The sequence below is a fragment of the Roseateles sp. PN1 genome (assembly GCF_038419725.1).
In the GTDB taxonomy this organism is placed as follows: domain Bacteria; phylum Pseudomonadota; class Gammaproteobacteria; order Burkholderiales; family Burkholderiaceae_C; genus Paucibacter_A.
Genome location: NZ_JBCARA010000009.1, coordinates 71401 through 97757, shown reverse-complemented (window position 1 = coordinate 97757; position 26357 = coordinate 71401). Strand labels below are relative to the sequence as shown.

The following is a 26357-nucleotide window of genomic DNA, read 5'->3' as shown; positions in this document are numbered from 1 at the left end:
CTATTGCTGGAGCGTGCTGGGGGCTGAGATCAGCCCACAGCGGCCGCGCCGCTGACAATTTCGGACAACTCTTTGGTGATGGCAGCCTGGCGGGTCTTGTTGTAGACCAGCTTGAGCTCACCGATCAGGGTGCCGGCGTTGTCGGTCGCAGCCTTCATCGCCACCATGCGTGCCGATTGCTCGGACGCCATGTTTTCTGCCACGGCTTGGTAGACCTGTGCCTCGACGTAGCGCATCATCAGCTCGTCGATCACGGATTGCGCGTCCGGCTCGTAGATGTAATCCCACGAGTGCTGGCCGCCACCGGTCTTCATGCCTTCGGCGCTCAGCGGCAAGAGCTGCTGAACCACCGGTTCTTGCTTCATCGTGTTGATGAACTTGGTGTAGCAGAGGTAGACGGCCGAGAGCTTGCCCTCGACATACGCGTCCAGCAACACCTTGACCGGGCCGACGATCTTGTCGATATGCGGCTGATCGCCCATCTGCGTGACCTGAGCCACCACCTTAGCGCCGATGCGGTTCATGAAGCCCAGGCCCTTGTTGCCGATGGCAACGACCTCAGCTTTTTGACCTTCGCCTTCCAAGTCTTTCAACTTGGTCGTCGCAGCGCGCAGAAGATTGGTGTTCAAACCACCGCACAGGCCCTTGTCCGTCGTCACCACGACAAAACCGACTGCCTTGGCGCCTTCGTTCTGGACGAGGAAAGCGTGCTGGTACTCGGGATTGGCCTGGGCGAGATTGGCGGCGATATTGCCGATCTTCTCGCTGTAAGGACGAGCAGAGCGCATGCGCTCCTGGGCCTTGCGCATCTTCGAAGCCGCGACCATTTCCATGGCCTTGGTGATCTTCTTGGTGTTCTCGACCGACTTGATCTTGCCGCGAATTTCCTTGCTTGATGCCATGATTTCTCCTGTTCAGATGGGGCGGTTCAGTTTTGCGTGAGCCGCCCCGTCATGGGCATTAAGCGAAGGACTTCTTGAAGGCCGTGATGGCGGCGTTCAACTCGGCTTCAGCATCCTTGTCCATCGCCTTGTCGGCTTCCAGCTTGGCCAGCAGAGCGGCGTGGCTGGTCTTCAGGAACTGATGCATGCCGTGTTCGAAAGCCAGAACCTTCTTGACGTCGATGCTGTCCATGAAGCCCTTGTTCACCGCGTACAGCGTCGAAGCCATCAGGCTGATCGGCTGGGGCGAGTACTGAGCTTGCTTGAGCAGCTCGGTCACGCGAGCACCGCGGTCCAGCTGCTTGCGGGTGGACTCGTCCAGGTCGGAAGCGAACTGCGCGAACGCAGCCAGTTCACGGTACTGGGCCAAGTCGGTACGGATACCGCCGGACAGGGACTTGATCAGCTTGGTCTGAGCAGCACCACCCACGCGCGACACCGAGATACCGGCGTTAATCGCGGGACGGATACCGGCGTTGAACAGGCTGGTTTCCAGGAAGATCTGACCGTCGGTGATCGAGATCACGTTGGTCGGAACGAAAGCGGACACGTCACCGGCTTGGGTTTCGATGATTGGCAGCGCGGTCAAAGAACCGGTCTTGCCCTTCACTTCGCCCTTGGTGAAAGCTTCGACATAGTCGGCATTCACGCGAGCTGCACGCTCCAGCAGACGGCTGTGGAGATAGAACACGTCGCCAGGGTAGGCTTCACGGCCTGGAGGACGACGCAGCAGCAGCGAAACCTGACGGTAAGCCACAGCTTGCTTGGACAGATCGTCATACACGATCAGCGCGTCTTGACCGCGGTCGCGGAAGTACTCGCCCATCGTGCAGCCCGAGTAGGCCGACACGTACTGCATCGCAGCGGATTCAGAGGCCGAAGCAGCCACGACGATGGTGTATTCCATCGCGCCGTTGGCTTCCAGAGCGCGCACGACGTTCTTGATCGACGACGCCTTCTGACCGATGGCGACGTAGATACAGGTCATGTTCTGACCCTTCTGGCTGATGATGGCGTCGATCGCGACGGCAGTCTTGCCGGTCTGACGGTCACCAATGATCAGCTCGCGCTGGCCGCGGCCAACGGGCACCATGGAGTCGATGGACTTCAGGCCGGTTTGCACAGGCTGGTCCACAGACTTACGGGCGATCACGCCGGGAGCGACCTTTTCGATCACGTCCGTCATCTTGGCGTTGATCGGGCCCTTGCCGTCGATGGGGTGACCCAGGGCGTTGACCACACGGCCAATCAGCTCGGGACCAACCGGCACTTCCAGAATGCGGCCCGTGCACTTGACGGTGTCGCCTTCGGAGATGTGCTCGTAAGCACCCAAAATCACGGAACCGACCGAGTCGCGTTCCAGATTCAGGGCCAGGCCATAAGTGGGCTGACCATCGGCACCGGCGGGGAACTCCAGCATTTCGCCTTGCATCACGTCGGACAGGCCGTGGATGCGGCAGATGCCGTCGGACACGGACACAACCGTACCTTGGTTGCGCACGTCGGTCGAAGCGCCAAGACCCTCAATACGGCTCTTGATCAGTTCGGAAATTTCTGCAGGATTCAAATTCATTGCGAGGCTCCCACCTGGCCGGGCCACTGTTGCCAGTGCCCGACGCAGGGATGAACGGTTAGGTGTCGGCGTCGCGCTCGTTTCGCCCTTAGGCGGTGAGCGCCACTTTCATGCGTTCCAGACGGTGCTTGACCGAGGTGTCCAACACCTCGTCGCCCACCACCACACGGATACCGCCAATCAGTGAGGGCTCGAGCGTGACTTGTGGCAAGAGCTTGCGACCGAAACGCTTCTCCAGCGACACCATCACTTCGGCCAACTGGGCCGGTTCGATGGCGTAGGCACTGTAGATATGCGCATCAGCCACGCCCGCAGCCGCATTGGCCAGCACATGAAACTGTGCCACCGCTTCAGGCAAGGCAGTGAGCCGGCCGTTGGCGATCACCGCCTGCAGAAAGTTCTGCAGCTCGGGGGTCAGGTCTTGCTTGGCGGCGGCCGTCAGAACGGCCAGCACCTGCTCAGGCGTTGACTTGGGGCTGTCGGCGAACTGGCGCAGATCGGCGTCTTGCGACACTGCAGCCAGCACATCGAGCTTGTCAGCCCAAGCCTTGACGTCGTGCTTCTGAGCGACTTGGTAGAGCGCTTCAGCGTACGGGCGGGCAATGGTTGCGAGCTCTGCCATGATTACAGCTCCGTCTTCAGACGGCCCAGCAATTCGGCATGCACGCTGGCATTGACCTCACGCTGCAGAATCTGCTCGGCGCCCTTGACGGCCAATGCGGCGACCTGCTCACGCAGAACCTCACGGGCACGCACGGACTCCTGCGCAGCTTCGGCTTGCGCGTCAGCCACGATCTTGGCAGCCTTCTCTTCGGCGATTCCAGCGGCAGCAGCCACGATGCCAGCGGCGCGCTTTTCAGCGTCGGCCAGCAGCTTGGTGGTTTCGCCACGGGTCAGTGCCAATTGCTCGTCGACCTTCTTGTTGGCGTTAGCCAACTCGGCCTTGGCCTTGTCGGCCGCGGCCAAGCCGTCGGCGATCTTTTGCGCGCGCTCATCCAAGGCCTTCATCATGGGAGGCCAGATGAAGCGCATGGTGAACCACACAAGAATCGCAAAGACGATTGCTTGCAGGAACAGGGTTGCGTTGATATTCACAGCACGATCCTTTCAACCGTGAAAGGTTGGCGCATCAATTAGATGGCGAAAGGCTTGGCGAATGCGAACAGCAGAGCAATAGCCACACCGATCAGGAAGGCAGCGTCGATCAGACCAGCCAAGATGAACATCTTGGTTTGCAGTTCGTTCATCAGCTCAGGCTGGCGAGCCGAAGATTCCAGGAACTTGCCACCCATCAGCGCGATGCCGATAGAAGCGCCCAGAGCGCCCAGACCAACGATGAGACCGCAAGCCAGCGCGACGAGACCGAGGATGTTTTCCATGATTTGCTCCTGAATGGATTTAAGAAAGAAAAGAAAAAAGAAAGGTAAAACTAGGGAAATACGTGATCAGCAATCAGTCAGTGCCGCCAACTCAGTGAGAGTCGTGAGCCTGGCCGGTGTAGATCAAGGTCAGCATCATGAAGATGAAGGCCTGCAGGGTGATGATCAGGATGTGGAACAGCGTCCACACGGTCCCGGCCACCAGATGGCCAAGGCCCAGCCAGAAGCCACCCGACAAGGGGTTCAACTCCCAGGCCCAGACCCCGCCCATCAGCGCGATCAACATGAACACCAGCTCGCCAGCGAACATATTGCCGAACAACCGCATACCGTGAGACACGGTCTTGGCTGCAAACTCGATCAGCTGCATCAGGAAGTTAACCGGATACAGGAACCACTTGTCACCGAAAGGCGCGGCCAGCAGCTCATGCGTCCAGCCGCCGATGCCCTTGATCTTGATGCTGTAGAAGAAGCACATGACCAACACGCTGGTCGACAAGCCCAAAGTCGTGGACAAGTCGGCCGTCGGCACCACACGCATATAAGCGTGGTGCGGGTCGTGGCCCATGCCACCGTAAATCTTGGCCCACAGCGCAGGCAGCAGGTCAACCGGCAGCATGTCCATGAAGTTCATCAGGAAGATCCAGACGAACACGGTCAGCGCCAGAGGTGCAATCACCTTACGGCTGGTGGCATTGTGGATCACGCCCTTGGCTTGGTTCTCGACCATTTCGGACAAGATTTCCACAGCCGCTTGGAAGCGACCCGGCACGCCGGAGGTGGCCTTGCGGGCGGCGCGCCAAAGCACGAAGCAACCGATCAGACCCAGGATCACCGAATAAATCAGCGAGTCCAGATTGAACAGGCTGAAGTCAACGATGTCGGTCTGCTTGACCATCTCACCCGAGAAGTTCATTTGCATGTGCTGCAAATGGTGCTGGATGTATTCGCCCGCGTTCGGCGCGTGCTGTTGTGCAACTTGTGCGTGCTCTTCGGCTGCCATCGTCAGATACCGTCCCGCTGTACTTGTTTCAACCGACCCTGCCAAAGCAGAGCCAACCAATTAACCTTCAAGCACCCGACCAAAGCCACCAGCAACGCCGGCCAACTCAGATCAGGCATCCAAACCACGATCGCTGCCAACATGGCAACGCTCGACATAATCTTTATCAACTCCCAGAACATGAAGCCCAGCGCCTCAGCGCCTGGAATCCCTCTGGAGAGCCCGGTCATGCCCCACGCCATCAAGGCATTTGGCAAAACCACGGTAGCCGTGCCCGCAAGCGCCGACCACCCTTTGCTGGCCTGCCCGGTGAACAACACCCAAAGCACTGCCATCACCACGCCCACCGCAGCTTGCGCTGCGACCACTCGCCAGGGTGACACCGGCGGGTGTTTGACTCGCAAGGCCTGCGCTTCTTCTCGCGACAGCACCTTGAAAGACTCTGGCTCGACCTCATCATCCCAAGACGGCCATGACTTCGGATCAAGCGAGGGAGTTTGCACTCCTTGGCTTACAAGCCCCCTACTGCCATGGCCACCACGGCCTTCACTGCTATTCGGCACTTGGTTTTGACCCATGACTTTCGGAACGCCTGTCGGCAAAACCCAAAGATTATATGGGCAAACCCGAGGATTTTTAGAGCCGACTGCTCAGGCCGAACGCCGCCAGGCGCTTCACAGCGCCGTTTTGGCCCAACTCAAGCCTCAGAGCTTGACCCGGTTCGGCGCCAAGCCAGACACATCGACGCGCATTTTCAGAACGCAGCCGGCCCAGGGCTGGGCCGCCAACTCCTCGGTCGGACGACCCGCGCGCGCCGTAGTGATGTAGAGCGTGCGCAGGTCAGCGCCGCCGAACGCAGGCATGGTCGGACAGCGCACAGGCAGCGCAATATCGTTCAAGACCGCACCCTCAGGCGAGAGCCGCAACAGCCGTTGACCCTCGAACATCGCCACCCAGTAGCAGCCCTCCACATCCACTGCGGCGCCATCGGGCCGGCCGGCATAAGCCTCCAAAGGCTGCTCAGCCACTCGCGACGGGAACTTAGCGAACAACTGGCGCTCGCCGATGCTGCCGGCCTGGGCATCGAAGCTCAGTGCATAGATCTCATGCGCCTTGGTGTCTGACCAATACATGCGCGACGCATCCGGGCTCCAGGCCAAGCCGTTGGAGGTGACGATGCCTTCGGCCATGCGCGTGATGGCGCCGCCGGCATAACGATACAAACCAGCGTGCGGCAGGCGCGCATCATCGATGGTGCCGACCCAGAAGCGACCCTGCGCATCTGGCTTGCCATCGTTGAAGCGCTGGGCCGCGCTATCGAAAGGTGCGGCGGCCAGCTGGGTGTGCACCCCGGTTTCGGGATCCAGGCGCCACAGGCCATTGCGCTGCGCAAGCAACAAGCCACCACCCTCGATCAGCGCGATGCAGCCGGGTTCGCTATCGAGCTGCCAATGGCGCAAGTCGCCGGTCTCAGTCCGCAGGCGAAGTACCCGGCGCTCGGGAATGTCTACAAAGAATAGGCTTTGCGTGGCCGCGTCCCACAGCGGCGACTCCCCCAGGGAGGCGGGTGTGGCGTGAGCCAATTCAATCAGATAGGGCGCAGGGCTGGCGGACATGGCTGGAGGCTCGCAACAAGCAAAGCGCCATCCTACGGTGGTAACCGCGTGAAACCGACTCACTCAGTCGAGTTCGACCTTCAAATAGTGCGCGCCGGGAATCGGGTTGAAGTAATAAGGCGGGATGGACTCAAAGCCCAGGCTTTCGTAAAGCCCGCGTGCCGCCTCCATATCGTCCAGAGTGTCCAGCAGCATCACGGAGTAACCCGACTGCCGGGCCGCGTCGATCAAGCCTTGGGCCAGCATGCGCCCCAAGCCAAAGCGGCGGAATGCCGGGCGCACATAGAGGCGCTTCATTTCACAGGCATTGGCGTAGTCAACATCGGCCAAGCGCCGGAAGCCACCGCAAGCCGCGGGCGCACCGTCCACCAGCGCCAGCAAAAAGCCACCAGGCTCGGGGGCGTATTGGCCGGGTAAGTCCAGCAATTCCTGGTCGAAATCCTGGAAGCCCAGGTGCACCGACAAGCTGGCCTGGTAGTCGCGCAACATATCGCGCACCAAAGCCCAAGCCTCAGCGGAATCGGGCGTGACGAGTTGTATTTCGGGGCTGGCCATGAGGCGCACAGTTTACATAGCGCCGCAGCGAGCGCCAGGGTCAGCGCGATTTTCAGCGCCGCTGCGGATCATGCCGGTCATCTTTTGGTGATCACCCACATCCGCTGCGCGGATATGAGTGCTCCCCGAAGAAAAGTGCTTCAGGCTTCGCCCTCCTGGGCAAAGCCCAGAACGACCCGACGGGTCATCGCACTTTTCTTCTCCAGCTTGGTCACGATGACAGCGCCGATCTCGGCCGTGTTGCTGACATGGGTGCCGCCACAGGGCTGCAAGTCAACGCCGGCAATCTCCAGCAAGCGCACCCGGCCGGAGCCACGCGGCGGCTGCACGCTCATGCTGCGCACGAGGCTGGGGTTGGCATCGAGCTCGGCGTCGCTGATCCAGCGCTGACTCACCGGATGCGCCTCAGCCACCAAGCGCGCCAGGCCGGCGGTCAAGGCGTCCTTGTCCAGCGGCTCGCTCATATGGAAGTCCAGGCGAGCGTAGCCGGCCGTGATGGAGCAGCCGTCCACCGGCTGTGGCACCAGAGCGCACAGCAGATGGGTAGCGGTGTGAAAACGCATATGGGCAAAGCGGCGCTCCCAGTTGATCCTTGCCGAGACAGGCTGGCCCGCACTCAACTCGGCCAGCAAGGCCTCTTGCCCGGCGGCGGGCAGATGCAAGATTTCATCGCCCCCGCGCCCACCCTCATCCTTGCCCTTGCGCGTATCGGCCAACACCAGCACGCGACCATCGGGCAGCAGCAGCTCACCCGAATCGCCAGCTTGGCCGCCGCCCTGGGGATAGAAGACCGTGCGGTCGAGCAGCAAGCCGCGCTCGTCAATCCGCAGCAGCGTGGCGCCGCATTCGCGCAGCTGCGCGTCCTCACGGAACAGCGCCTCGCTGTGTTTCACAAGCGCACCACGCCTTCGATCATGGGCGTCACATCGCCGCCGACCCAGACCTCATCACCCTCGCGCTGCACATGCACCCGGCCGGCACGGCTCAGCGCCGCTCCTTGCGCGGCAATGTATTTGGCCGGGGCAAGACCTGCCCCTTGCAACCACAAGGCCAGGCCGGCGTTCAAGCTGCCGGTGACGGCGTCCTCTGGCACACCGAGATCAGGCACAAAGGCACGCACCTCAAACTGCTGGGGCGAGCCCGAGGGGTAGGCACCGACGACGCCCAGCTTGAGCCCTTGCATCGCCACAAAATCCGGCTTCAAGTCCAGCACGGCGGAGGCACTTTTCAGGCGTGCGGCCATCCAGGCCGGGCCGTTGTCGACCCACTGCACGTCCAACACATCTTCGGCACTCAGGCGCAAGGAACGCAAGACCTGGGCATGCAGCTCCGGCTCGACCGGCCCGCTGCGGCGCAGCGCTGGCGCAGCAAAGGCCAGGCGCTCCTTGTTGCGGTCAGCCTGGCGCTTAACGCGCACCAGACCGATGCCGCATTCCTGCACCAGCATGCCCTTGGTCTTGGGCACACCGCCGTTGGCCAGCCAGCAATGCGCCGTGCCCAGGGTTGGGTGGCCCGCGAAAGGCAGCTCGCCGCCGGGCGTGAAGATGCGCACCCGGTAATCGGCGGCCGCATCGGTGGGCGGCAGGATGAAGGTGGTTTCGCTGAGATTGGTCCAGCGGGCAAAAGCGGCCATGGCGGCGTCGCTGAGGCCCTCGCCGTCAATCACCACGGCCAGCGGATTGCCCCGCAAGGCCATGGCCGTGAACACATCAACTTGAGCGAATCTGCGCGTTTGCAAACTCATGGCGCGTGTTCAATCGCGCCGTCCAGAGCTTCACGCAAGACCCGGCCCAGAATGGCCACACCCTCGTGGATCTGCGGCGGCGTCAGCGTCACAAAGGACAGGCGCAGCGCGCGCGGATCCGGCGCCTGGGCATAGAAGGCCGCGCCGGGCACGAAGGCAATGCCCGCATCCACCGCCTTGGGCAGCAAATCCATCGCATCCAAGCCTTCCGGCAGGCGGATCCAGAAGAACATGCCGCCCTTGGGCGTTTGGTATTCACAACCGGCCGGCAGATGCTGCTTCAGCGCTTCGGCCATGGCATCGCGGTTGGCCTTGTAAAGCGCGCGAATCTTGGGCACATGCTCGTCAAGGAAGCCATTGCGAATCACCTCGTAGACCACGCGCTGGTTGAAGCCGGGCGTGTGCAAATCGGCCGCCTGCTTGGCTTGCAGCAGCTTGGGATAGAGGCTCTGCGGAGCGATCAAGAATCCCAAACGGAAGCCCGGCGTCAGCACCTTGGAGAAGCTCCCCAGATAGACCGAGCCCTCGGGCCACAGGCTGGACAGCGAGGGCAGCGGCGGCTCGTCGTACCAAAGGTCGCCATACGGGTTGTCTTCAATCACCGGCACGCCGGCTGTGCGGGCGGCTTCCATCGCGTCGATGCGGCGCTGTGCGCTCATTACCCGACCGGTGGGGTTTTGGTAATTGGGCAGCAGATAAGCGAAGCGCGTGCCCGGGGCGTCATGCGGCAAGCGCGCCAGCGCGGCGGGCGAGACGCCTTGCTCGTCGCTTTCCAGGCTGACGAAATTCGGCTCGAACGGTGTGAAGGCCTGCAGCGCCCCCAGATAGGTGGGCGTTTCCACCGCCACCGGCGCACCGGCGTCACACAAAATCTTGCCCACCAGATCCAGGCCCTGCTGCGAGCCGCTGGTCACCAGCACCTGGTCGGGCGACACCGTCATGCCCAGCGACGCAACGCGCGCCGCCACCCACTCACGCAGGGGCGCAAAGCCCTCGCTGGCGGCGTATTGCAGGGCCTCGCGCGGGTTCTGCGTCAGCACCCGGTCGCAAGCGGCTTTGATTTCCTCGACCGGAAAGGTGTCGCTGGAAGGCAGGCCACCGGCCATGGACAAGATGCCAGGCTTCTCGGTGACCTTGAGGATCTCGCGGATGACGGAAGGGTTCATGCGCGCGGCACGACGCGCCAGGTGGAAGGCCGAAGGGGGCGTGGTCGTCATCTGAACAGTCTCCGATTTTTGCAAAAAGGCAATTTTGATTGATGCTTGATTGTGAGGCCTGCGAGCACCCGGCTGGCGCCCGGCTCAGGTCTTGAGCATCGGCCAGATGCTGGCCAACAACAAGATCGCCATCACAGCATTGAACACACGGCGGCGTTTGGGCTCGGCCAGATGGCGGCTCAGCTTGGCGCCACCCAGGGCCCAGACGCTGATGCAAGGCAGGTTGACGCTGGCGCAGATCAGACTCAAAACCAGCACCGCCCCGGCCCCGCTGTGCGGCGCAATGAAGCCGGCCACCGCACCCACGGCCATCATCCAGGCCTTGGGATTGACCCACTGAAAGGCCGCCGCGCCCCAAAAGCCCAGCGGCCCGGCCGATGCTGCCGAGGCTGCTGATCCCGTGGCCGAGGATTGGCCCGGCTGCGCCGGAGCCTCCGCATGCCAGAGCCGCCAGGCCAGCCAGACCATATAGCCAATGCCCACCACTTTCAGCCCCAAATGCAGCTGGGGCCACTGGGTCAGCAAGGCCCCGAGGCCGAAGCCGGCCGCCAACATCAGGATCGCAAAGCCAATGCTGATGCCCAACATATGCGGCACGGTGGCGCGAAAGCCATGGTTCACCCCGGAGGCCAGCAGCATCATGTTATTGGGCCCCGGCGTGATGGAACTCACGGCGGCGAAGCCCATCACGGCCAGCGTCATTTCTGTATTCATGCTCACAAACTCCTTGGGCGAGGCACTTTCATTGCTGCCAGTCTATTGCCGCCAACAGCACAGAACCAGTACACTTTTCAGAACATAAAACGCATCTGTATCGGCATGAACACCAACACAAGCGGCATGGCAACGGCGATCTCCCATGGCGCCAATGGCCTCTCACGCCAATCCGCCACGCCCTTGGCCCAGCAGTTGGCGGCCCGCTATGCCGAGCGCATTCAGCAGCGCCTGATGCTGCCCGGCAGCCGCCTGCCCTCGGTGCGCGACTGCGCGCGCCAGCATGGCGTCAGCCCCTACACCGTGGTGGCCGCTTATGACCAGTTGCTGGCTCAGGGCCTGCTGGAAGCGCGCAAACAACGCGGCTTTTTTGTCCGTGAAACGCTCGCATCCACCCAGCGGGCCAGCCGCGCCGGCCCACAGCCCGCCAGCACGGCGCCGGTGGACGCCAGCGCGCTGATTCGCGGCATGTTCCAGGCTGATGCCAAGCGTGCGCCCGGCCTGGGCACCTTGCCGGCCGAGTGGTTGGATCTGCCCATGATCCAGTCCGCCATGCGCAAGGTCTTGAACGAAGGCAGCGCCAGCGCCCAGCTGGCCCTGCACTACGGCGAGCCGGCCGGTGACGCCCGCCTGCGTGAGGCCCTGGCGGCGCGCATGAGCGACCTCGGCATCGCAGCGGCACCCGAGCAAATCGTCAGCACGGTGGGCGCCACTCACGCGCTGGATCTGCTGACCCGCAGCCTGCTGCAGCCCGGCGACGCAGTGCTGGTGGACGCGCCCGGCTGGGCGATTGAGTTCGCCCGCCTGAGCCAGGCCGGCATGCGCTTGCTGCCGGTGCCGCGCGGCGCCGACGGCCCCGACCTGGAAGTGATGTCCCAGCTGGTGGCCCAGCACGCGCCCAAGCTCTACGTCACCGTGTCGGTGCTGCACAACCCGACCGGCAACACGCTCTCGCTGGCCAAGGCCCACCAATTGCTCAAGCTGGCGGAGAGCGCCGACTTCCAGATCGTTGAAGACGACACCTACGCCTTTCTAGCCCCCAATCACGCGCCGCGCCTGTCGGCCCTGGACGGGCTGCGGCGCACCATTTATGTGTCCGGGTTCTCGAAAATTCTCACCCCCGCCTGGCGAGTCGGCTATGTGGCGGCCAGCCCTGCACGCATCGCGGCGCTGACCCAACTCAAGCTGCTCAGCACGCTCACCACCAGCCCCTTGCTGGAACGCGCCGTGGCGCATTGCCTGGAAAAAGGCTTGCTGCGCCGCCATGCCGAGCGGGTGCTGACCCGGCTGGACGCGGCGCGCCAGCGCAGCTTGCGCCTGGCCGAGGCGGCGGGATGCCACTCGGTGACGCCGCCCGCCGGCCTGTTCGGCTGGCTGGACACGGGCATGGACACCGAAAAGCTGGCCCAGCAAATGATGAACGAGAACTGGCTGATCGCCCCAGGCGCCCTGTTCAGCCCGACGCGCCGACCCGGCACGCTGATGCGCATCAACTACGCCACCGCGCAAGACGCCCATTTCTGGAAATTGCTGGAGCATTGCCGCAAGCGTGGCGGCTGAAGCCCTTGCGGCAAGCACTTGCTGCGACACTCACTCGCATGACACAAGCACCGCACAGCCTCAACAACTTGTCGCAAACCTTGGCCCGGGCCCGGACCGACGGTCAGGTCTTGCCGGCCGCCGACTGGACGGCCTGCGTGCCCGATAGCGCCAGCGCCTACGCGGTGCAAGACCAGCTGTCCGCCCGCCTGGGCTGGGCCTCAGGCCAACAGGCCGCAAAGTTTTGGAAGAGTGGCGGCGCCAGCCGCAGCAGCGAGCTGAGCCATGCGCCGCTGGCGCCTGCAGGCGTTCGCACAAGCCCGGCCAGCTTCGCCGATCTGAGCCTGCGCGCGCCTGGCATCGAGGCCGAAATCGCCCTGCGCATCGGCGTTGACATCAGCGCACAAGAAGCCGCCCAGCTGAGCCATGCCCAGGCCATGCAGCTGGTGGACGCCTTCGCCGTCTCAGCGGAGTTGGTCAGTTCACGCTGGGCCGAAGCGGGTGAGGCGCCGGCGCTGCTGCGCCAGGCCGACTGCTTGTCGCATGGCGCTCTGGCCCTGGGACCCTGGCAGGCTTTTGATCCTCAGCAACCACCCGACTGGGCGGCGCTGTCGTGCTGGATTCAACGCAATGATGAAGCGCCGCTACGCGCCAGCGGCAGCCACCCCTTGGGCGACCCGACGTGGCTGCTGCCGGCTTGGCTGCGCCATCTGAGCCGAAACGGTGCCAGCGTCCAGGCCGGCACGGTGGTTACCACCGGCGCCTGGTTGGTCTTGCTGGGTTTACACCCCGGCGACAAGCTCAGCCTGGGCTTTAGCGGCCTGGGTGAATTGCAAATCGCGCTTTAACGCGCTTTAAAACGCGTTGCGCTTGCCTGCGCCGGTTCAGTACCAGATGCCGGTCCACAGACCGGTGCGATACCAGGCGAACAGCATCAGCGGCAGATAGGGCAAGGCCACGGTCGGGCGCAGCAACTGGCGCAGCATTTGCGACAGCAAGCCAGCCGTGCCGGGGCGGCTGGCCAGCCAGTCGCTGTGCAACTGCATGGCGCCGGCCGAGAACGCGTCCGTCACGCCCTTGCGCATGCCCTGCTCCACTTTGAGCAGGCGCTCGCCCAGGCGGGATTGGAAGGTCTTGAGCACGGCCTCTTGCAGCCACAGCAGGGCAATCAGCGCCAGCACCAAGCGCCCCGCATTCATCTGAGCGAGCAAAAACACGGCCGCGAGCTTGTTGGCCCAGGCGACAAATTCGTATTGCTCGAACTTGTTTTGCAGTGCCACCCATTCCTGTTGCAAGTCCATGCTTTTGCCCTTCCCCGTGCTTGGTTTACTTGGCTTCGAGAACTTCCCAGCGCTCCATCAACATCAGCAAGTCTTCGTCGATCTTGGCGGCCCGCTCGGTCACTTCGGCAATGCGCGCCGCACCCTTGGTGTAGAGCTCGGTGCCGTTGAGCAAAGCATTGAGTTGCACTTGCTCGGCCTCCAGGGCCGCGACCTTGGCGGGCAGCTCGTCCAACTCGCGCTGTTCCTTGTAGCTGAGCTTACGTGGCTTGGCCGACACCAGGGCATCGGGAGAAACCGCAGGGGCAGGTGCTGGCGCAGGCGCTGCAGCAGCTGCCGCCGCCGGGGCGGGCTCCTGCTTGGCGCGGATGGCGGCTGCGCGCTTGGATTGGATCAACCAGTCCTGCACGCCGCCTTCGTATTCGCGCCAGCGGCCGTCGCCTTCGTTGACGATGGTCGATGTGACCACGTTGTCAAGGAAGCGGCGGTCATGGCTGACCAGGAAGACGGTGCCGTCGTAATCGGCCAGCAGCTCTTCCAGCAGTTCCAGGGTTTCGATGTCCAGGTCGTTGGTGGGCTCGTCCAGCACCAGCACATTGGCCGGGCGGGCAAACAAGCGCGCCAGCAGCAAGCGGTTGCGCTCGCCACCGGACAAGCTCTTGACCGGTGAATTGGCGCGCGCGGGTGAGAACAAGAAGTCGCCCAGATAGCTCTTCACATGCTTCTTCTGGTTGCCGATCTCGATCCACTCGCTGCCGGGGCTGATGGTATCGGCCAGGGTGGCGTCCAGGTCCAGCACATCGCGCATCTGGTCGAAATAGGCCACATTGATCTTGCTGCCCATCTGGACCTTGCCGCTGTCGGGTTCGAGCTGGCCCAGAATCATCTTCAGCAGCGTGGTCTTGCCGGCACCGTTGGCGCCCACCAGGCCGACCTTGTCGCCGCGCAGAATGGTGGCGGTGAAGTCACGCACGATGGTGCGGCCGCCGTAGCTCTTGCTGACGCAATCCAGCTCGGCCACGATCTTGCCGCTGGCGCCGCCGGTGTCGATGTCCAGCTTGACCTTGCCCTGCACATCACGGCGGGCGGCATGCTGCAAACGCATGCTTTCCAGGCGCTGAATGCGGGCCACGCTGCGGGTGCGGCGGGCTTCAACGCCCTTGCGAATCCAGATTTCTTCTTGCGCCAGGATCTTGTCAAAGCGCGCATTGAAGAGCGCCTCGTTTTCCAGCTCATAGGCCTTGGCGGCGGTGAAGGCGGCGAAGTTGCCGGGATAGCCGCGCAGCTGGCCGCGGTCCAACTCGACGATGCGATTGGCCACGTTGTCCAGGAAGCTGCGATCGTGGGTGATCAGCAGCAAGCTGCCCTTGAATCCGTTGAGCAGCTCTTCCAGCCAGGTGATGGCATCCAAGTCCAGGTGGTTGGTCGGCTCGTCCAGCAGCAGCACATCGGGCTGGGCCACCAGGGCGCGGGCCAGGGCCACGCGCTTCTTCAGGCCGCCCGACAAGGCGCCCACAATGCGGGTGCCGTCCAGGTTCAGGCGCTGCAAGGTTTCTTCCACCCGCTGCTCCCAGTTCCAGGCGCCCAGGTGTTCAATGCGCTCGGCCACCCACTCCAGGTCGTCCTCGGGATCGTGGATCTCATAACGCTCGCGCAAGGCCTTGGCCTCGGCCACGCCCTCGCTGACCACGTCGAAGATGCTGGCTTCGGGCCGCAACTCTGGTTCTTGGGGCACGTAGACGCTGGTCAGGCCTTGCTGCAATTGCAGCAGGCCGTCATCGAGCTTGTCGATCTGGGCCAGCACCTTCAGCAGCGACGATTTGCCGGTACCGTTGCGGCCAATGAGGCCGACGCGCTCACCCGTTTCGAGCGAGAAATTGGCACCATCGAGCAAGGCAACGTGGCCGTAAGCGAGATGGGCGTTGGAGATAGATAGGACTGCCATAGCCCTCGATTGTCGTTGACGCCGCCCGCCAAACTGCCACATTTTCGAGCAAAGCAGCAAAACATCGATGAATAGGGCCCTGCCGACGATTGGCCAGTGGACATCCCCATAGTTACCCACAGCCTGGGTGGACAAAGCCGGGCTCCGCGGCGCGAGCGACGCCGCAAAAGCTCAATTCAGCCAAGGAATTGGCAAAACTGCGTATTTTGTAGTTTTGACTAGGCAGCACGACTGCCAGAATCCCGCGCTTCAGCAGACCCGCAGCATGCGCGGCTGCCATTTATTGTTGTGATCGAATCAGGTTTCCAGATGCAAAGAAGAACCATCTTGCTGGCAGGCGCCGGCGCCGCAGCGGCCTCGGCCGTGCCGGGCATGGCTCTGGCGCAAGCCAAGTCAAACGCCACGGCAGCCGCCAAACCCGCCGAAGCCTATGGTCCGCTGCGCTTGCTGGTGCCCTCGGCCCAAGGCGGCGGCTGGGACCAGACAGCTCGCGCCATGGCCGCGGCCTTGCAGGCCAGCAAGCTGGTGGAGCAGGTCGAGTTTGAGTACAAGCCCGGCAAGGGCGGCGTGCCCGGCCTGGCCTATTTCGTCGAAAAGTACGCCGGCCAACCCAATACCTTGATGGTGGGCGGCATGGTGATGCTGGGTGCGATTGCCCTGAACCGCGCCACCGTGGACATGCGCCGGGTCACACCCATCGCCCGCCTGACGGCCGATTCGCTGGTGGTGCTGGTGCCCAAGAACTCGCCCCTGCGCAGCCAGGGCGAGTTGAATGAGAAGCTCAAAGCCGCGCCGGCCTCGATTCGCTTCGGCGGCGGCAGCGCCGGCGGTGTCGACCATATGTTGATGGGCATGATGGGTCGCGCGCTCGAAGTGCCACCCGCTAGCCTGCACTACCAAGCTTTTGCCGGCGGTGGCGAGTTGGTGGCGGCCTTGAGCAAGGGCGAGCTGGATGTGGGCATCAGCGGCTTCTCGGAAGCCAAGCAAGCCCTGGACAGCGGCGCCGTGCGCGCCCTGGCCATTTCCAGCCGTGCCGACAGCGATGGCATCCGCTCCCTGCGCAGCCAGGGCGTGGCCACCGATATGGCCAACTGGCGCGGCCTGTTCGCGCCACCCGGCCTGGACCCGGCGCAGATTCAAAAGCACATCCGCCTGAGCGCGGCCTTGAATGCCAGCCCGGCCTGGGTGGCTGAGCTGAAGAAGAACCGCTGGAGCAATGCCTACACCAGCGGCGCACCCTTCGCCGAATTGGTGGAGACCGAGCAGACCACGGCACGCGTGGTGCTGCACCTGCTGAAGCTGGGCTAAGCGCAAGACAAAAGGGGCCGGCAAGGGCCCCTTTTTTTCGTCCAGCCATCCATGCATGTGGGCTCTTGCCGCCCGTTGCAGATGCGTCGCCACGGCCTTGATGACCCCAAGCCCCAGGCCCGACAAGACATGGCGCTTGGTGGCGCTCGGCTTGACCACGCCGCCCAGGCGGCGCTCAATTCAGCCAAGGAATTGGCAAAACGGCGTCTTCTGTGGCTCTGCTTAGGCGAAGCGCCTGCCAGAATCCCGCGCTTCAGCAGCCTTGGCCCCACGCAAGACTGCCATTTCTTGTGAGCGAAACCTGGGTATCGAGATGCAAAGAAGAACCATATTGCTGGCTGGCGCCGGCGCTGCTGCGGCTTCGGCCTTGCCGGGCATGGCCCTGGCACAAGCCAAGTCAATGGCGACTGCGGCAGCCACCAAGCCCGCTGAAGCCTATGGTCCGCTGCGCCTGCTGGTGCCCGCTGCCCAAGGCAGCGGCTGGGATCAGACCGCACGCGCCATGGCCTCGTCCTTGCAGGCCAGCAAGCTGGTGGAGCAGGTCGAGTTTGAATACAAACCCGGCAAGGGCGGCGTGCCCGGTCTGGCCTATTTCGTCGAAAAGTACGCCGGCCAGCCGGGTACCTTGATGGTGGGCGGCATGGTGATGCTGGGCGCCATCGCCCTGAACCGCGCTACGGTGGACATGCGCCGGGTGACACCCATCGCCCGCCTGACAGCCAGCTCGCTGGTGGTGATCGTGCCCAAAAACTCACCCCTGCGCAGCCAGGCCGATCTGAACGCCAAGCTCAAGACGGCGCCCGCGAGCATCCGTTTCGGCGGCGGTAGCGCTGGCGGCGTCGACCATATGCTGATGGGCATGATGGGTCGCGCCCTGGAGGTTCCGCCGGCCAACCTGAGCTACCAGCCCTTTGCCGGCGGCGGTGAGTTGCTGACGGCCATGGGCAAAGGTGAGCTGGATGTGGGCATCACCGGTTTCTCGGAAGCCAAGCAAGCCCTGGACAGCGGCGCGGTGCGCGCCCTGGCCATTTCCAGCCGCGCCGACAGCGACGGCATCCGCTCCCTGCGCAGCCAGGGCGTGGCCACCGATATTTCCAACTGGCGCGGCCTGTTCGCCCCGCCCGGCCTGGACCCGGCCCAAATTCAAAAGCACATCCGCCTGAGCGCAGCCTTGAACGCCAGCCCGGCCTGGGTAGCCGAGCTGAAGAAGAACCGCTGGAGCAATGCCTACACCAGCGGCGCGCCTTTCGCCGAATTGGTGGAGACCGAGCAGACCACCGCACGCGTGGTGCTGCACCTGCTGAAGCTGGGCTAAGCGCAAGACAAAGGGGGCCCGCAAGGCCCCCCTTTTTTTGCTCGTCAAGCCATCAATGCCTGTGGCCTTCAGCGGCTCCATGCAGAGTAATCATCCCGGCCTCCCCCAAGGCCCGGCTGGCTAGGCGGAAGCAATCCGCTGACTCGGCGCAGCCCTGGACTTGCGCGGACTGACCCTTGACCGCATTGGACTTGGCCGCGCCGGCGCGCAGATAAACCGTCTGCCCTTCCTTGATCGTCTCCATGACCTTGATGCTCGCGATCTTCAGGCGCGGGTAGGTCAAAGGGTTCTTGTCCAGCAGCACAAAGTCGGCCAGCTTGCCGACCTCGATGCTGCCCTTTTCCGCTTCCTCAAAGTGCTGATACGCCGCCCACAAAGTCATGGCCTTGATGCCGACGATGGGCTCGACGCGGTGCTCAGGGCCTAACACTTTGCCCGTGCGGGTGGTGCGATTCACCGTGGCCGAGAGCACCCGCAAGGTGTCCGGCAAAGCCACCGGCGCATCGTGGTGGGAGCTGAACTTGATCCCGCGCGCCATCATCCAACCGGTGGGCGAGATATTGGCGGCACGCTCGGGGCCCAGCACCGAATCACGGTGCCAGTCGCCCCAGTAAAAAGTGTGCATGGGGAAGAGCGAAGGGAACACGCCCTGGGCCTGCAGCAAGTCCATTTGATCGGCGCGCAGCGTCTGGCCATGGATCATCACCGGGCGGCGGTCCACGCCACCGGGCACGGCCTCGGTCGCGACCTTGATGGCATTCAGATACTGCGCAATCGCCGCGTCGCCATTGGTGTGCGCCAGCACCTGCCAGCCATTCTTGAAGGCCTTGGTGACCAGGGCGTTGGCCTCTTCATCCTTGAAGGTGGCGTAACCGGCGTAGCTGGCGGGTTCGCCTTCCGGGACTTTGTAATAAGGCTTGCTCAGCCAGGCGGTCTTGCCTTGCGGCGAGCCGTCGAAGTTGAGCTTGACGCCGCCGATGCGGAAGTGATCGCGGTATTTGCGGCCCTGCCAGGGGCTGCGCAGCAGCGGGTCCTCGGCCGAGACCGCCAAGTCCGGGTAAGCCACCACATCGATCTTGAGCTTGCCGGACTCGGCCGCCTTGGGCAAGAGGCTCAGGGTGCCGGGGTCGGTGCGGCCGTCTTGCGCCGTGGTGTGGCCAAAACTCATATAGAGCTGCTGGCCGGCCTCGAGCAAGGCCATGCTCTCGCCCGCCCCCAGCTTGGCCAGGAATTGATAGAGGGCCGCGAAGTGGGCGGTTTCCTCCAACACGCCATTGGGCTCTTGCGAGCCGGCTTCGCGGCGGATCTTGCCGCCTTGCGGATCTTTGGATGCCGCCGTCAGGCCAGCCAACTCAAGCGCCCGGCTGTTGTAGGCGCTGAGATGGCCGGACTGGTGAATCACGATCACCGGCAGCGTGGTGGAAACGGCGTCCAGCTCCTGGCGAGTTGGATGGCGCTGCTCTTTGAGCTGGGAATCGTCATAGCCGAAGCCGACGATCAGACCGTACTTGCCCGGCAGCGGCGAGGCGGCAGCCCAGTCCTTCAAAGTTTTCTGCAGCGCCGGGATTGAGCTATTACGGCCATCCGGTGGCGGCAAGGCATTGGCGGCCACGGCCTGCAGGCCCACGCTGCTCATATGGCCATGGGCATCGATGAAGCCGGGCAGCATGGTCTTGCCCTTGAGGTCGACCAAGCGGGTCTTGGCGCCCTTGAACTCATGCGTGAGCTGGGCCTTGTTGCCAACGCCGATGATGCGGCCGGCGCGAATGGCCACAGCCTGCGCGCTCGGCTGGGCATCGTTGACGGTGACGATGGGGCCGCCGAAATAGATCGCGTCGGCCGGGTCATCGTCCACACAGTCTTCACAGGCGCGGGCTGCACCGGCGCCGAGCACGCTGAGTGCCAAACCCGCCAGGGCAGCGGCCGCCCAACGATGATTTTCAAATCGCACGACCGTCCCCTTTTGGATTGCTGAGCTGCCATATTAGGGCAAGGCGCAGCCAGTCCCGCATGCGCTGCGCGTCCCCGTTTCGGGCGTCTAACGCCTCCCTCGGCCGGGGCCGGGGCAGAAGCTGGGGTTGACCCGCCCGATCGAATGGAGGGTACCCAAAACCAAGAACTTGGCTCGCAAAGTCAGCGCTAAGGCGGCACACCTGCGCATCATGGCGACGCCATCCAAACGCCTCTGAAGCAGTCACAAAACGTGGGCCCACCATGAACCCCTTCGAATTCGCCCCCATGACGCGCCGCGACTATTCCTGGTTCCGCATGGACGCGGGCAAGAACCTGATGGTGATCAATAGCGTGCTCGTTTTCGAGGGCCGGCTCGACTTCGAGGAGCTGCGCGCCAACATCGAGCACCGCCTGCCCAACTACCCGCGCTTCACCCAGATCGTGGCCAAGCGCAATGGCGCCCCTTGCTGGGTGCGCGACCCAGCGTTCGACATCCGCCGCCATGTGGAGCTCACCCGGCTTGATCAGGAATTCAACGACGCCGAACTGCAACAGCACTTCGCCGCCCAAGCCTTGCACGCCCTGCCGCATGAGCGGCCGCTGTGGCATATGCAGGTGGTGCAGCATCGCGGCAGCGGCTATGCCATCGTGTTCCGCCTGCACCACTGCATCACCGATGGTGAAGGCCTGATGCATGTGCTCAAGCACCTCACCGACGACAGCCATGACCACGGCTTTGCGCCCGCCCTCGAAGGCCACCCCCAGCATTGCCGAGCGGTGGTCAACCCGATTTGCAAGAAGGCGCAGCGCCTGCTGTTCTGGAGCCGGATCAGCGCGCAACTGGCGCGCCTGACCCTGCTGCGCCCCGATCTGCGCACCCGCCTGAAGGCGCCGTTGAGCCGCGAGAAATCCTTGCTGCTGCTGCCCCCGCTGGACCTGGCCATGCTGCGCAGCGTGGCCAAGCGCATGAATGCCACCATCAACGATGTCTGGGTGGCGGCGGTGGCAGGTGCGCTGCGGCAATACCTGCAAGAGCAAGGCGAGCGGGTTGATGAGCGTGCGGTGCGTGGCGCCGTGACTTTCAATTTGCGCAATAAGGGCGATGCCTTCTTGCTGGGCAACCACTTCGGCCTGGTGGCCGTGGACCTGCCCACCTGCGAGGCCGACGCCAGCGAGCAACTGCGCCAGACCAGCCGCCATATGCGCGCCATCAAGGCCTCGCATCAGCCGCATGCCACCATGTTCTTCCTCACGCTCACCGGCTTTTTGCCGCGCCTGCTGCAGAACCTGCTGCTGAAGATCTTCACCAGCAAGGGCTCAGTGGTGCTGACCAATGTGGAAGGCCCGACGCAGCTGCGCTATCTGGCCGGTGCGCGCTTGAGCCGCATGGCGTGTTGGGTGCCGCAGGCCGGCACCATGGGCGTGGGCTTTGCCTTGATGTCTTATGCCGGCCAGATTCAGGTCAGCCTCTTTGCCGACCATGCCCAGGTGGCCGACGCACCGCGCCTGATGGCGCTGGTGGGCGAGGCTTTCACGCGGCTGGAACTCGCCACCCGCGAGCAGGCTGCGCCGGCCACCAGCCCCGCGCCCCTGCCGGCCCAAGCCCTGGCCGGGGCGGACGCGCAGCTGAGCTAGCCCAAGCGCGCAAAAGTTAACGCTTTGTTCATGGCGGGCGGCCTGCAGCCGCCCCGAGGTGAAGAGTGCCTGGCGCCAGCAAAAAGGCCTCCTTGGGCCTGCCTATACTGGGCCGCTTGCCCGCCAGCCTACCCCGCAGGCAGGCAAGACCTGACACCCACATCCTCGGAGCCATTCGATGCGTTTGCGTACCACCGCTTTTCTGATCGCCGCTGCCCTGGGCAGCCTGAGCCTGTATCCGGCCGCTGACGCCTTTGCCCAAAGCCCTGCCCCAGCTGCCGCACCGGCTGCAGCCACAGCGGGCGCCACTGCCAAGGCGCAACAAACCGCCGTGGTCGAGGGCATCACCGAATACCGCCTGCCCAACGGCCTGCGCGTGCTGCTGGCGCCCGACGCCTCCAAGCCCACCACCACGGTGAACATCACCTATCTGGTCGGCAGCCGGCATGAGAACTACGGCGAAACCGGCATGGCGCATTTGCTGGAGCACATGGTGTTCAAGGGCACGCCCACGCGCGGCAACATCATGCAAGAGCTGGGCAAGCGCGGCATGCAGTTCAACGGCACCACGTTTTACGACCGCACCAACTACTTCGAAACCTTCCCCGCCAATGAAGACAGCCTGATCTGGGCGCTGGAGATGGAAGCCGACCGCATGGTGAACAGCTATGTGGCGCGCAAGGATCTGGACACCGAGTTCTCGGTGGTGCGCAACGAGATGGAGATGGGCGAGAACAGCCCGCAGCGCTCGCTGTGGCAGGCCATGGCCGCAGCCGCCTTCGATTGGCATAACTACGGCAAGAGCACCATCGGCGCCCGCACCGACGTCGAGAACGTCAAGATCGAAAACCTGCAAGCCTTCTACCGCCAGTACTACCAGCCCGACAACGCGGTGCTGCTGGTCTCGGGCAAGTTCGACCCGGCCAAGACCCTGGCGCAGATTGAGCGCGTCTTCGGTGCGCTGCCCAAGCCCACCCGCGTGCTGGCGCCCACCTACACCCAAGACCCGGTGCAAAACGGCGCCCGCGAAGTGACTCTGAGCCGCAATGGCGACACCCAGCTGGCCGCTGTGCTGTATCGCAGCGCTGCCGCCAGCCACGCCGATTCCGCCGCCATGGCCGCCTTGGCCGAGGTGCTGGCCAACTCGCCCAACGGTCGCCTGCACAAGAGCTTGGTGGAGGGCAAGAAGGCCGTCTCCATCGCGCCCTGGAACTTTGAGCTGGCGGAGCCCGGCTACATCATCTTCATGGCCGAGCTGGGCAAGACCCAGAAGCTGGCCGAGGCCCGCAGCGCCCTGATCGCCGGCCTGGAGCAAATCAAGAGCAAGCCCATCACCGAACTCGAACTCAAGCGCGCCAAGGCCAGCTTGCTAAGCGAGATCGAGAAGACCATGAACGACCCGCAGCGCCTGGGCGTGCAGCTGTCGGAGTCGATCGCCTCGGGCGACTGGCGTTTGTTCTTCCTGCAGCGTGACCGCATCGAGGCCCTGACCGTGGCCGACCTGCAGCGCGTGGCCGAGAACTACTTCAAGGAAAGCAACCGCACCTACGGCCAGTTCGTGCCCACCAAGGCGCCCGACCGCGCCGTGATGCCGGCCGCCGTGGACGTGGCCAAGCTGGTGACCGGCTACCAAGGCCGTGCCGCCGTGGCCGAGGGCGAGAACTTCGACACCAGCCCCGCCAATATCGAACAGCGCACCCTGCGCAGCGCCCTGCCCAATGGCATGAAGCTGGCCCTGACCGCCAAGAAGACACGCGGCGAAACCGTCAGCGGCTCCCTGCGCCTGGACTTTGGCGACGCCAAGAGCCTGATGAACCAGGCCACCACTTCCGCCATGACCGTCGAGCTGCTGAACCGCGGCGCTGGCAAGCTCAGCCGCGCCGACATCGCCGCCAAGCTCGACGAGCTGAAGGCGCGCTTGCAGATCAGCGGCAGCGGCCAGACCGTCAATGTGCAGTTCGACACCACCCGCAAAAACCTGCCCGCTGTGCTGGACTTGCTGCGCGAAATCTTGCGTGCGCCCACCTTCCCGGCCAGCGAGTTTGAGCAGTCGGTGAAAGAGAACCTGGCCCAGATCGACGCCCAGCGCAGCGAGCCCCAAGCCATGGCCTCACAAGCCCTGGACAAGGCCCGCAACCCCTACGCCAAGGGCGATGTGCGCGGCTTCATGAGCTTTGACGACAGCGCGGCCCAGCTCAAGGCCCTGAAGCTCGAAGATGTGAAGCGCTTCTGGAGCAACTTCTACGGCGCCGACAACGCCAAGCTGGCCCTGGTTGGCGACTTCGACAATGCCGAGGCGCAAGCCCAACTCAAGGCCTTGTTCGGCGACTGGAAGAGCAAGAGCAAGTTTGCCCGCCTGGTCAGCGAGCCCAGCGCCGCCAAGCCCGGCGCGACTCAGCTCGAAGCCCCCGACAAGGCCAATGCCTTCTATGTCGCCGCCCTGCCACTCGCGCTGAAGGACGACGCGCCGGACTATGTGCCGCTGGCCCTGGCCAACAAGGTGCTGGGTGGCGGCGTCAAGTCGCGCTTGATGGACCGTCTGCGCCAGAAGGAAGGCATCAGCTACGGTGCGGGCAGCCAGCTCAGCGCCGGCAGCTTTGAGCCCGTCGGCGGCGCAATCATGTATGCCATCTACGCCCCGCAAAATCTGGCTCGCGTGCAAGCCGCCGTCAGCGAAGAGCTGGCTGCGCTGATCAAGGACGGCATCAGCGCCGCCGAACTGGCCGACGCCAAGCAAGCCCTGCTGGAGCAATCCAAAATCGGCCGCGCCCAAGACGCCAGCCTGGCCGGCAGCCTGGTCAGCCAGCTGCACACCGGCCGCACGATGAGCTTCGCGCAGCAGCGCGAAGATCAGATCAGCAAGGCCACGCTGGACCAAGTCAACGCCGCGCTGCGCAAGGCGATTGACCCGGCCAAGTTCCTGCACATCTATGCCGGCGACTTTGCGGCCGCCGCGAAGAAGGCAGCCGCCACAGACGGCAAGGAAGCAGGCAAGCCCTGACCCTCAGCCTGCGTTTAAGCTGACCCACGGCCCGCGCCGTGGCCCCGCCAGGGGCTGCGTCTCGGGCCGTTTTCATTCCCCCAAAAAAATCTCATGCGACTTCTTGCCTTGGGTCTGATCCGCGCCTATCAGCGCTGGCTGTCCCCGTACAAAGGCTTCAGCTGCGCCTACCGCGTGCACTGCGGCCGCGCCAGTTGCTCCGCCCTGGGCTATCGGGTGATACGCCGCCATGGCTGCTGGCAGGGCCTGGGTCTGCTGCGCGAACGCCTGCAGCGCTGCGGCATTGCGCACCGCCGCTACGGCTGCGCACCCTCACCTCGCCTGGCCCAAGCCGGCCAGCGCGGGCTTTGCGATGCAGGCTGCGACCTGCCGGGGGACTGCCCTTCTTGCGACATCCCCAGCAGCCGCATGTTCTCGGGCCTGTGTGATGCCTTGTCCTGGTGTGACTGCTGCAACGGCTGCAGCGGCTGTGATTGGCCGAGCCGGCGGCAGACCAAGGCGGAGCGCGCGCGTGAGCGCTGGGCGGAAAGGCGCAGGCATTTGCCGCCCAAGCAGAGCGAGCGCAAGCCAAATCAAGACAAGCCCGCACCCTAAGGCTTCGCGCTGAGCTAGCTCCAGATCCGATAAGCCCAGAAGGCCTCATGCGTCTCGATGCGCTGGCGCAAAAGCTCGGGGCTGAAACCGGTGACGCGGCGGGTTTCGCGGCAGAGATGGGCTTGGTCGGCATAGCCCGATTCATAGGCCAGATCGGTCCACACCACCTGGCCGCGCTCCAGCGCTTCGCGCACGCGAAAAAAGCTTTGCTCTGCGCGACTCACCGATTGCAGCTGGCGCAGGGACTGGCCACTCCAGGCCTTGATGCGGCGCTCCACCTGGCGCATGCTGCGGCCCTTGCCGGCGGCGATGGCGCGCACCGCCAAGGCCTCCATCCAATCGCGATAGCGCGGCATATCGTGGCCGCCCTCGGCACGGCATTGCTGCCAGCGCGGCTGCAAAAAATCCTCAAACACGCGCACCCGGCTGGCGTCATCCGCAGCGGCTTGCACGGCGGCGGACATGGCTTGCCAATCGGCGCCCAGATGCGCGTGCAGGGGCAAGACAGCGTCCTGGCATTGCAGCAGGTCCAGGCCGGTCAGCACCTTGAAGGCATCCGGCATCAGCACCACGACAAAGCTGTGGCCGGGGCCGAAGGTGCGGAACTTGGTGGGCCGGCTGTGCGGGCCAGCCAAAAACGGCAGCTCGGGCAAGAAGCGCAGGCCGCGCTCTTGCTGCGCCAGCTCATCGCCCGGCTCACACAGCACCTCGGCGCACTGCCCTTGCAAAAACCAGGTGATGGTGCAAACCGGCGAGACCGGAAACCAGGTGCTGCGCTGCGCGGAGCTCAAGTCGGCGGCAGCGCGCAAATCGCGCGTCATATAGCCACGCACGCAAGAGCCCAGGCTCAGCCGCGGCGGGATCAGGCTGGCGCGTGTCAGCGGATGCAGGCCCGGCTCACCCAAGCTGACCGCTGTGTGCTCACGCGGATCATCAAGCTCAAGGCAAGCTTCCGCGCTGGGATCAGCGTATGAATCGGCGTATGAATCGGCAGGCTCGGCATGCATGGTGGCGTCCAGTGTAGGGGCGCATCCAGCCACTGCGC

At 64.0% G+C, this 26357-nt stretch carries 24 protein-coding genes; 7 read left to right on the top strand and 17 right to left on the bottom strand.

The window, feature by feature from the left end:
• Positions 1-29 precede the first annotated feature (29 nt).
• From atpG to AABB87_RS14835, 13 genes are all read right to left on the bottom strand, one after another.
• Positions 30-902: a F0F1 ATP synthase subunit gamma gene (gene atpG / locus AABB87_RS14895; RefSeq protein ID WP_341971967.1), complete on the bottom strand. Its 873-nt coding sequence runs from the start codon at positions 900-902 to the stop codon at positions 30-32.
• A 58-nt stretch (positions 903-960) separates the two neighbouring features.
• Complete coding sequence (gene atpA / locus AABB87_RS14890; protein ID WP_341971966.1) at positions 961-2514, bottom strand: F0F1 ATP synthase subunit alpha; 1554 nt, start codon at positions 2512-2514, stop codon at positions 961-963.
• An 88-nt stretch (positions 2515-2602) separates the two neighbouring features.
• Positions 2603-3136 carry a F0F1 ATP synthase subunit delta gene (locus AABB87_RS14885; RefSeq protein WP_058721794.1) on the bottom strand — a complete coding sequence of 178 codons (534 nt, stop codon included), beginning with the start codon at positions 3134-3136 and terminating at the stop codon, positions 2603-2605.
• A gap of 2 nt (positions 3137-3138) precedes the next feature.
• A complete protein-coding gene (locus AABB87_RS14880) occupies positions 3139-3609 on the bottom strand; it encodes a F0F1 ATP synthase subunit B (protein WP_058721793.1) in 471 nt (156 codons plus the stop codon).
• Between the two features lie 38 nt (positions 3610-3647).
• Complete coding sequence (gene atpE, locus AABB87_RS14875; protein ID WP_058721792.1) at positions 3648-3893, bottom strand: F0F1 ATP synthase subunit C; 246 nt, start codon at positions 3891-3893, stop codon at positions 3648-3650.
• Positions 3894-3984: 91 nt separating this feature from the next.
• On the bottom strand, positions 3985-4896 hold the full coding sequence (gene atpB, locus AABB87_RS14870) for a F0F1 ATP synthase subunit A (protein WP_058721791.1): 912 nt from the start codon (positions 4894-4896) through the stop codon (positions 3985-3987).
• Positions 4897-4898: 2 nt separating this feature from the next.
• Positions 4899-5474 carry an ATP synthase subunit I gene (locus AABB87_RS14865; RefSeq protein WP_341971963.1) on the bottom strand — a complete coding sequence of 192 codons (576 nt, stop codon included), beginning with the start codon at positions 5472-5474 and terminating at the stop codon, positions 4899-4901.
• Positions 5475-5600: 126 nt separating this feature from the next.
• On the bottom strand, positions 5601-6512 hold the full coding sequence (locus tag AABB87_RS14860) for an SMP-30/gluconolactonase/LRE family protein (protein WP_341971962.1): 912 nt from the start codon (positions 6510-6512) through the stop codon (positions 5601-5603).
• Between the two features lie 63 nt (positions 6513-6575).
• Positions 6576-7067, bottom strand: a complete 492-nt coding sequence (locus tag AABB87_RS14855; RefSeq protein WP_341971961.1) for a GNAT family N-acetyltransferase — start codon at positions 7065-7067, stop codon at positions 6576-6578.
• 140 nt (positions 7068-7207) lie between these two features.
• Complete coding sequence (locus AABB87_RS14850) at positions 7208-7960, bottom strand: alanyl-tRNA editing protein (RefSeq protein ID WP_341971960.1); 753 nt, start codon at positions 7958-7960, stop codon at positions 7208-7210.
• Positions 7957-8805, bottom strand: coding sequence for a PhzF family phenazine biosynthesis protein (locus tag AABB87_RS14845; RefSeq protein WP_341972096.1), 849 nt, complete (start codon positions 8803-8805; stop codon positions 7957-7959). Before AABB87_RS14845 ends, AABB87_RS14850 begins: the two co-directional genes overlap by 4 nt.
• 2 nt (positions 8806-8807) lie before the next feature.
• On the bottom strand, positions 8808-10028 hold the full coding sequence (locus AABB87_RS14840) for an aminotransferase-like domain-containing protein (protein ID WP_341971959.1): 1221 nt from the start codon (positions 10026-10028) through the stop codon (positions 8808-8810).
• Positions 10029-10112: 84 nt separating this feature from the next.
• Complete coding sequence (locus tag AABB87_RS14835) at positions 10113-10742, bottom strand: LysE family translocator (protein ID WP_341971958.1); 630 nt, start codon at positions 10740-10742, stop codon at positions 10113-10115.
• A 105-nt stretch (positions 10743-10847) separates the two neighbouring features.
• On the opposite strand from AABB87_RS14835, the gene AABB87_RS14830 reads away from it, so the two are divergent.
• Both AABB87_RS14830 and AABB87_RS14825 read left to right on the top strand, forming a co-directional pair.
• Positions 10848-12302 carry an aminotransferase-like domain-containing protein gene (locus AABB87_RS14830; RefSeq protein WP_341971957.1) on the top strand — a complete coding sequence of 485 codons (1455 nt, stop codon included), beginning with the start codon at positions 10848-10850 and terminating at the stop codon, positions 12300-12302.
• Between the two features lie 38 nt (positions 12303-12340).
• Positions 12341-13129 (top strand): fumarylacetoacetate hydrolase family protein, encoded by a 789-nt coding sequence (locus AABB87_RS14825; protein ID WP_341971955.1) that lies wholly within the window; start codon positions 12341-12343, stop codon positions 13127-13129.
• A gap of 36 nt (positions 13130-13165) precedes the next feature.
• Here the strand turns inward: AABB87_RS14825 and AABB87_RS14820 are convergent, their stop codons facing one another.
• On the bottom strand, positions 13166-13582 hold the full coding sequence (locus tag AABB87_RS14820) for a hypothetical protein (RefSeq protein ID WP_341971954.1): 417 nt from the start codon (positions 13580-13582) through the stop codon (positions 13166-13168).
• A gap of 25 nt (positions 13583-13607) precedes the next feature.
• Positions 13608-15506, bottom strand: coding sequence for an ATP-binding cassette domain-containing protein (locus tag AABB87_RS14815; protein ID WP_341971953.1), 1899 nt, complete (start codon positions 15504-15506; stop codon positions 13608-13610).
• Positions 15507-15815: 309 nt separating this feature from the next.
• Between AABB87_RS14815 and AABB87_RS14810 the strand changes: the two genes are divergently transcribed.
• Complete coding sequence (locus tag AABB87_RS14810) at positions 15816-16814, top strand: tripartite tricarboxylate transporter substrate-binding protein (protein ID WP_341971952.1); 999 nt, start codon at positions 15816-15818, stop codon at positions 16812-16814.
• Positions 16815-17127: 313 nt separating this feature from the next.
• Positions 17128-18129, top strand: a complete 1002-nt coding sequence (locus AABB87_RS14805) for a Bug family tripartite tricarboxylate transporter substrate binding protein (RefSeq protein ID WP_341971951.1) — start codon at positions 17128-17130, stop codon at positions 18127-18129.
• 52 nt (positions 18130-18181) lie between these two features.
• On the opposite strand, the gene AABB87_RS14800 is transcribed toward AABB87_RS14805, so the two are convergent.
• On the bottom strand, positions 18182-20080 hold the full coding sequence (locus tag AABB87_RS14800; protein WP_341971950.1) for an amidohydrolase: 1899 nt from the start codon (positions 20078-20080) through the stop codon (positions 18182-18184).
• 263 nt (positions 20081-20343) lie between these two features.
• Between AABB87_RS14800 and AABB87_RS14795 the strand changes: the two genes are divergently transcribed.
• The 3 genes from AABB87_RS14795 to yidD all read left to right on the top strand — a co-directional run bounded on the left by AABB87_RS14795 (position 20344) and on the right by yidD (position 25312).
• Positions 20344-21717 carry a WS/DGAT domain-containing protein gene (locus AABB87_RS14795; protein ID WP_341971949.1) on the top strand — a complete coding sequence of 458 codons (1374 nt, stop codon included), beginning with the start codon at positions 20344-20346 and terminating at the stop codon, positions 21715-21717.
• Positions 21718-21895: 178 nt separating this feature from the next.
• Entirely contained in the window at positions 21896-24718 is a 2823-nt protein-coding gene (locus AABB87_RS14790) for a M16 family metallopeptidase (RefSeq protein ID WP_341971948.1), read from the top strand.
• Between the two features lie 93 nt (positions 24719-24811).
• Positions 24812-25312, top strand: a complete 501-nt coding sequence (yidD, locus tag AABB87_RS14785; protein ID WP_341971946.1) for a membrane protein insertion efficiency factor YidD — start codon at positions 24812-24814, stop codon at positions 25310-25312.
• A gap of 14 nt (positions 25313-25326) precedes the next feature.
• Here the strand turns inward: yidD and AABB87_RS14780 are convergent, their stop codons facing one another.
• The gene (locus AABB87_RS14780) at positions 25327-26319 is read right to left on the bottom strand and encodes a helix-turn-helix domain-containing protein (protein ID WP_341971945.1); all 993 of its coding nucleotides are present in this window, start codon (positions 26317-26319) and stop codon (positions 25327-25329) included.
• Positions 26320-26357 lie beyond the last annotated feature (38 nt).

Excerpts from the sequence above, each read along its gene's own strand:
- atpG (WP_341971967.1), bottom strand. The coding sequence starts at position 902 with ATGGCATCAAGCAAGGAAATTCGCGGCAAGATCAAGTCGGTCGAGAAC.
- atpA (WP_341971966.1), bottom strand. The coding sequence starts at position 2,514 with ATGAATTTGAATCCTGCAGAAATTTCCGAACTGATCAAGAGCCGTATT.
- AABB87_RS14885 (WP_058721794.1), bottom strand. The coding sequence starts at position 3,136 with ATGGCAGAGCTCGCAACCATTGCCCGCCCGTACGCTGAAGCGCTCTAC.
- atpE (WP_058721792.1), bottom strand. The coding sequence starts at position 3,893 with ATGGAAAACATCCTCGGTCTCGTCGCGCTGGCTTGCGGTCTCATCGTT.
- atpB (WP_058721791.1), bottom strand. The coding sequence starts at position 4,896 with ATGGCAGCCGAAGAGCACGCACAAGTTGCACAACAGCACGCGCCGAAC.
- AABB87_RS14865 (WP_341971963.1), bottom strand. The coding sequence starts at position 5,474 with ATGGGTCAAAACCAAGTGCCGAATAGCAGTGAAGGCCGTGGTGGCCAT.
- AABB87_RS14860 (WP_341971962.1), bottom strand. The coding sequence starts at position 6,512 with ATGTCCGCCAGCCCTGCGCCCTATCTGATTGAATTGGCTCACGCCACA.
- AABB87_RS14855 (WP_341971961.1), bottom strand. The coding sequence starts at position 7,067 with ATGGCCAGCCCCGAAATACAACTCGTCACGCCCGATTCCGCTGAGGCT.
- AABB87_RS14840 (WP_341971959.1), bottom strand. The coding sequence starts at position 10,028 with ATGACGACCACGCCCCCTTCGGCCTTCCACCTGGCGCGTCGTGCCGCG.
- AABB87_RS14835 (WP_341971958.1), bottom strand. The coding sequence starts at position 10,742 with ATGAATACAGAAATGACGCTGGCCGTGATGGGCTTCGCCGCCGTGAGT.
- AABB87_RS14830 (WP_341971957.1), top strand. The coding sequence starts at position 10,848 with ATGAACACCAACACAAGCGGCATGGCAACGGCGATCTCCCATGGCGCC.
- AABB87_RS14825 (WP_341971955.1), top strand. The coding sequence starts at position 12,341 with ATGACACAAGCACCGCACAGCCTCAACAACTTGTCGCAAACCTTGGCC.
- AABB87_RS14820 (WP_341971954.1), bottom strand. The coding sequence starts at position 13,582 with ATGGACTTGCAACAGGAATGGGTGGCACTGCAAAACAAGTTCGAGCAA.
- AABB87_RS14815 (WP_341971953.1), bottom strand. The coding sequence starts at position 15,506 with ATGGCAGTCCTATCTATCTCCAACGCCCATCTCGCTTACGGCCACGTT.
- AABB87_RS14810 (WP_341971952.1), top strand. The coding sequence starts at position 15,816 with ATGCAAAGAAGAACCATCTTGCTGGCAGGCGCCGGCGCCGCAGCGGCC.
- AABB87_RS14805 (WP_341971951.1), top strand. The coding sequence starts at position 17,128 with ATGCAAAGAAGAACCATATTGCTGGCTGGCGCCGGCGCTGCTGCGGCT.
- AABB87_RS14795 (WP_341971949.1), top strand. The coding sequence starts at position 20,344 with ATGAACCCCTTCGAATTCGCCCCCATGACGCGCCGCGACTATTCCTGG.
- AABB87_RS14790 (WP_341971948.1), top strand. The coding sequence starts at position 21,896 with ATGCGTTTGCGTACCACCGCTTTTCTGATCGCCGCTGCCCTGGGCAGC.
- yidD (WP_341971946.1), top strand. The coding sequence starts at position 24,812 with ATGCGACTTCTTGCCTTGGGTCTGATCCGCGCCTATCAGCGCTGGCTG.
- AABB87_RS14780 (WP_341971945.1), bottom strand. The coding sequence starts at position 26,319 with ATGCATGCCGAGCCTGCCGATTCATACGCCGATTCATACGCTGATCCC.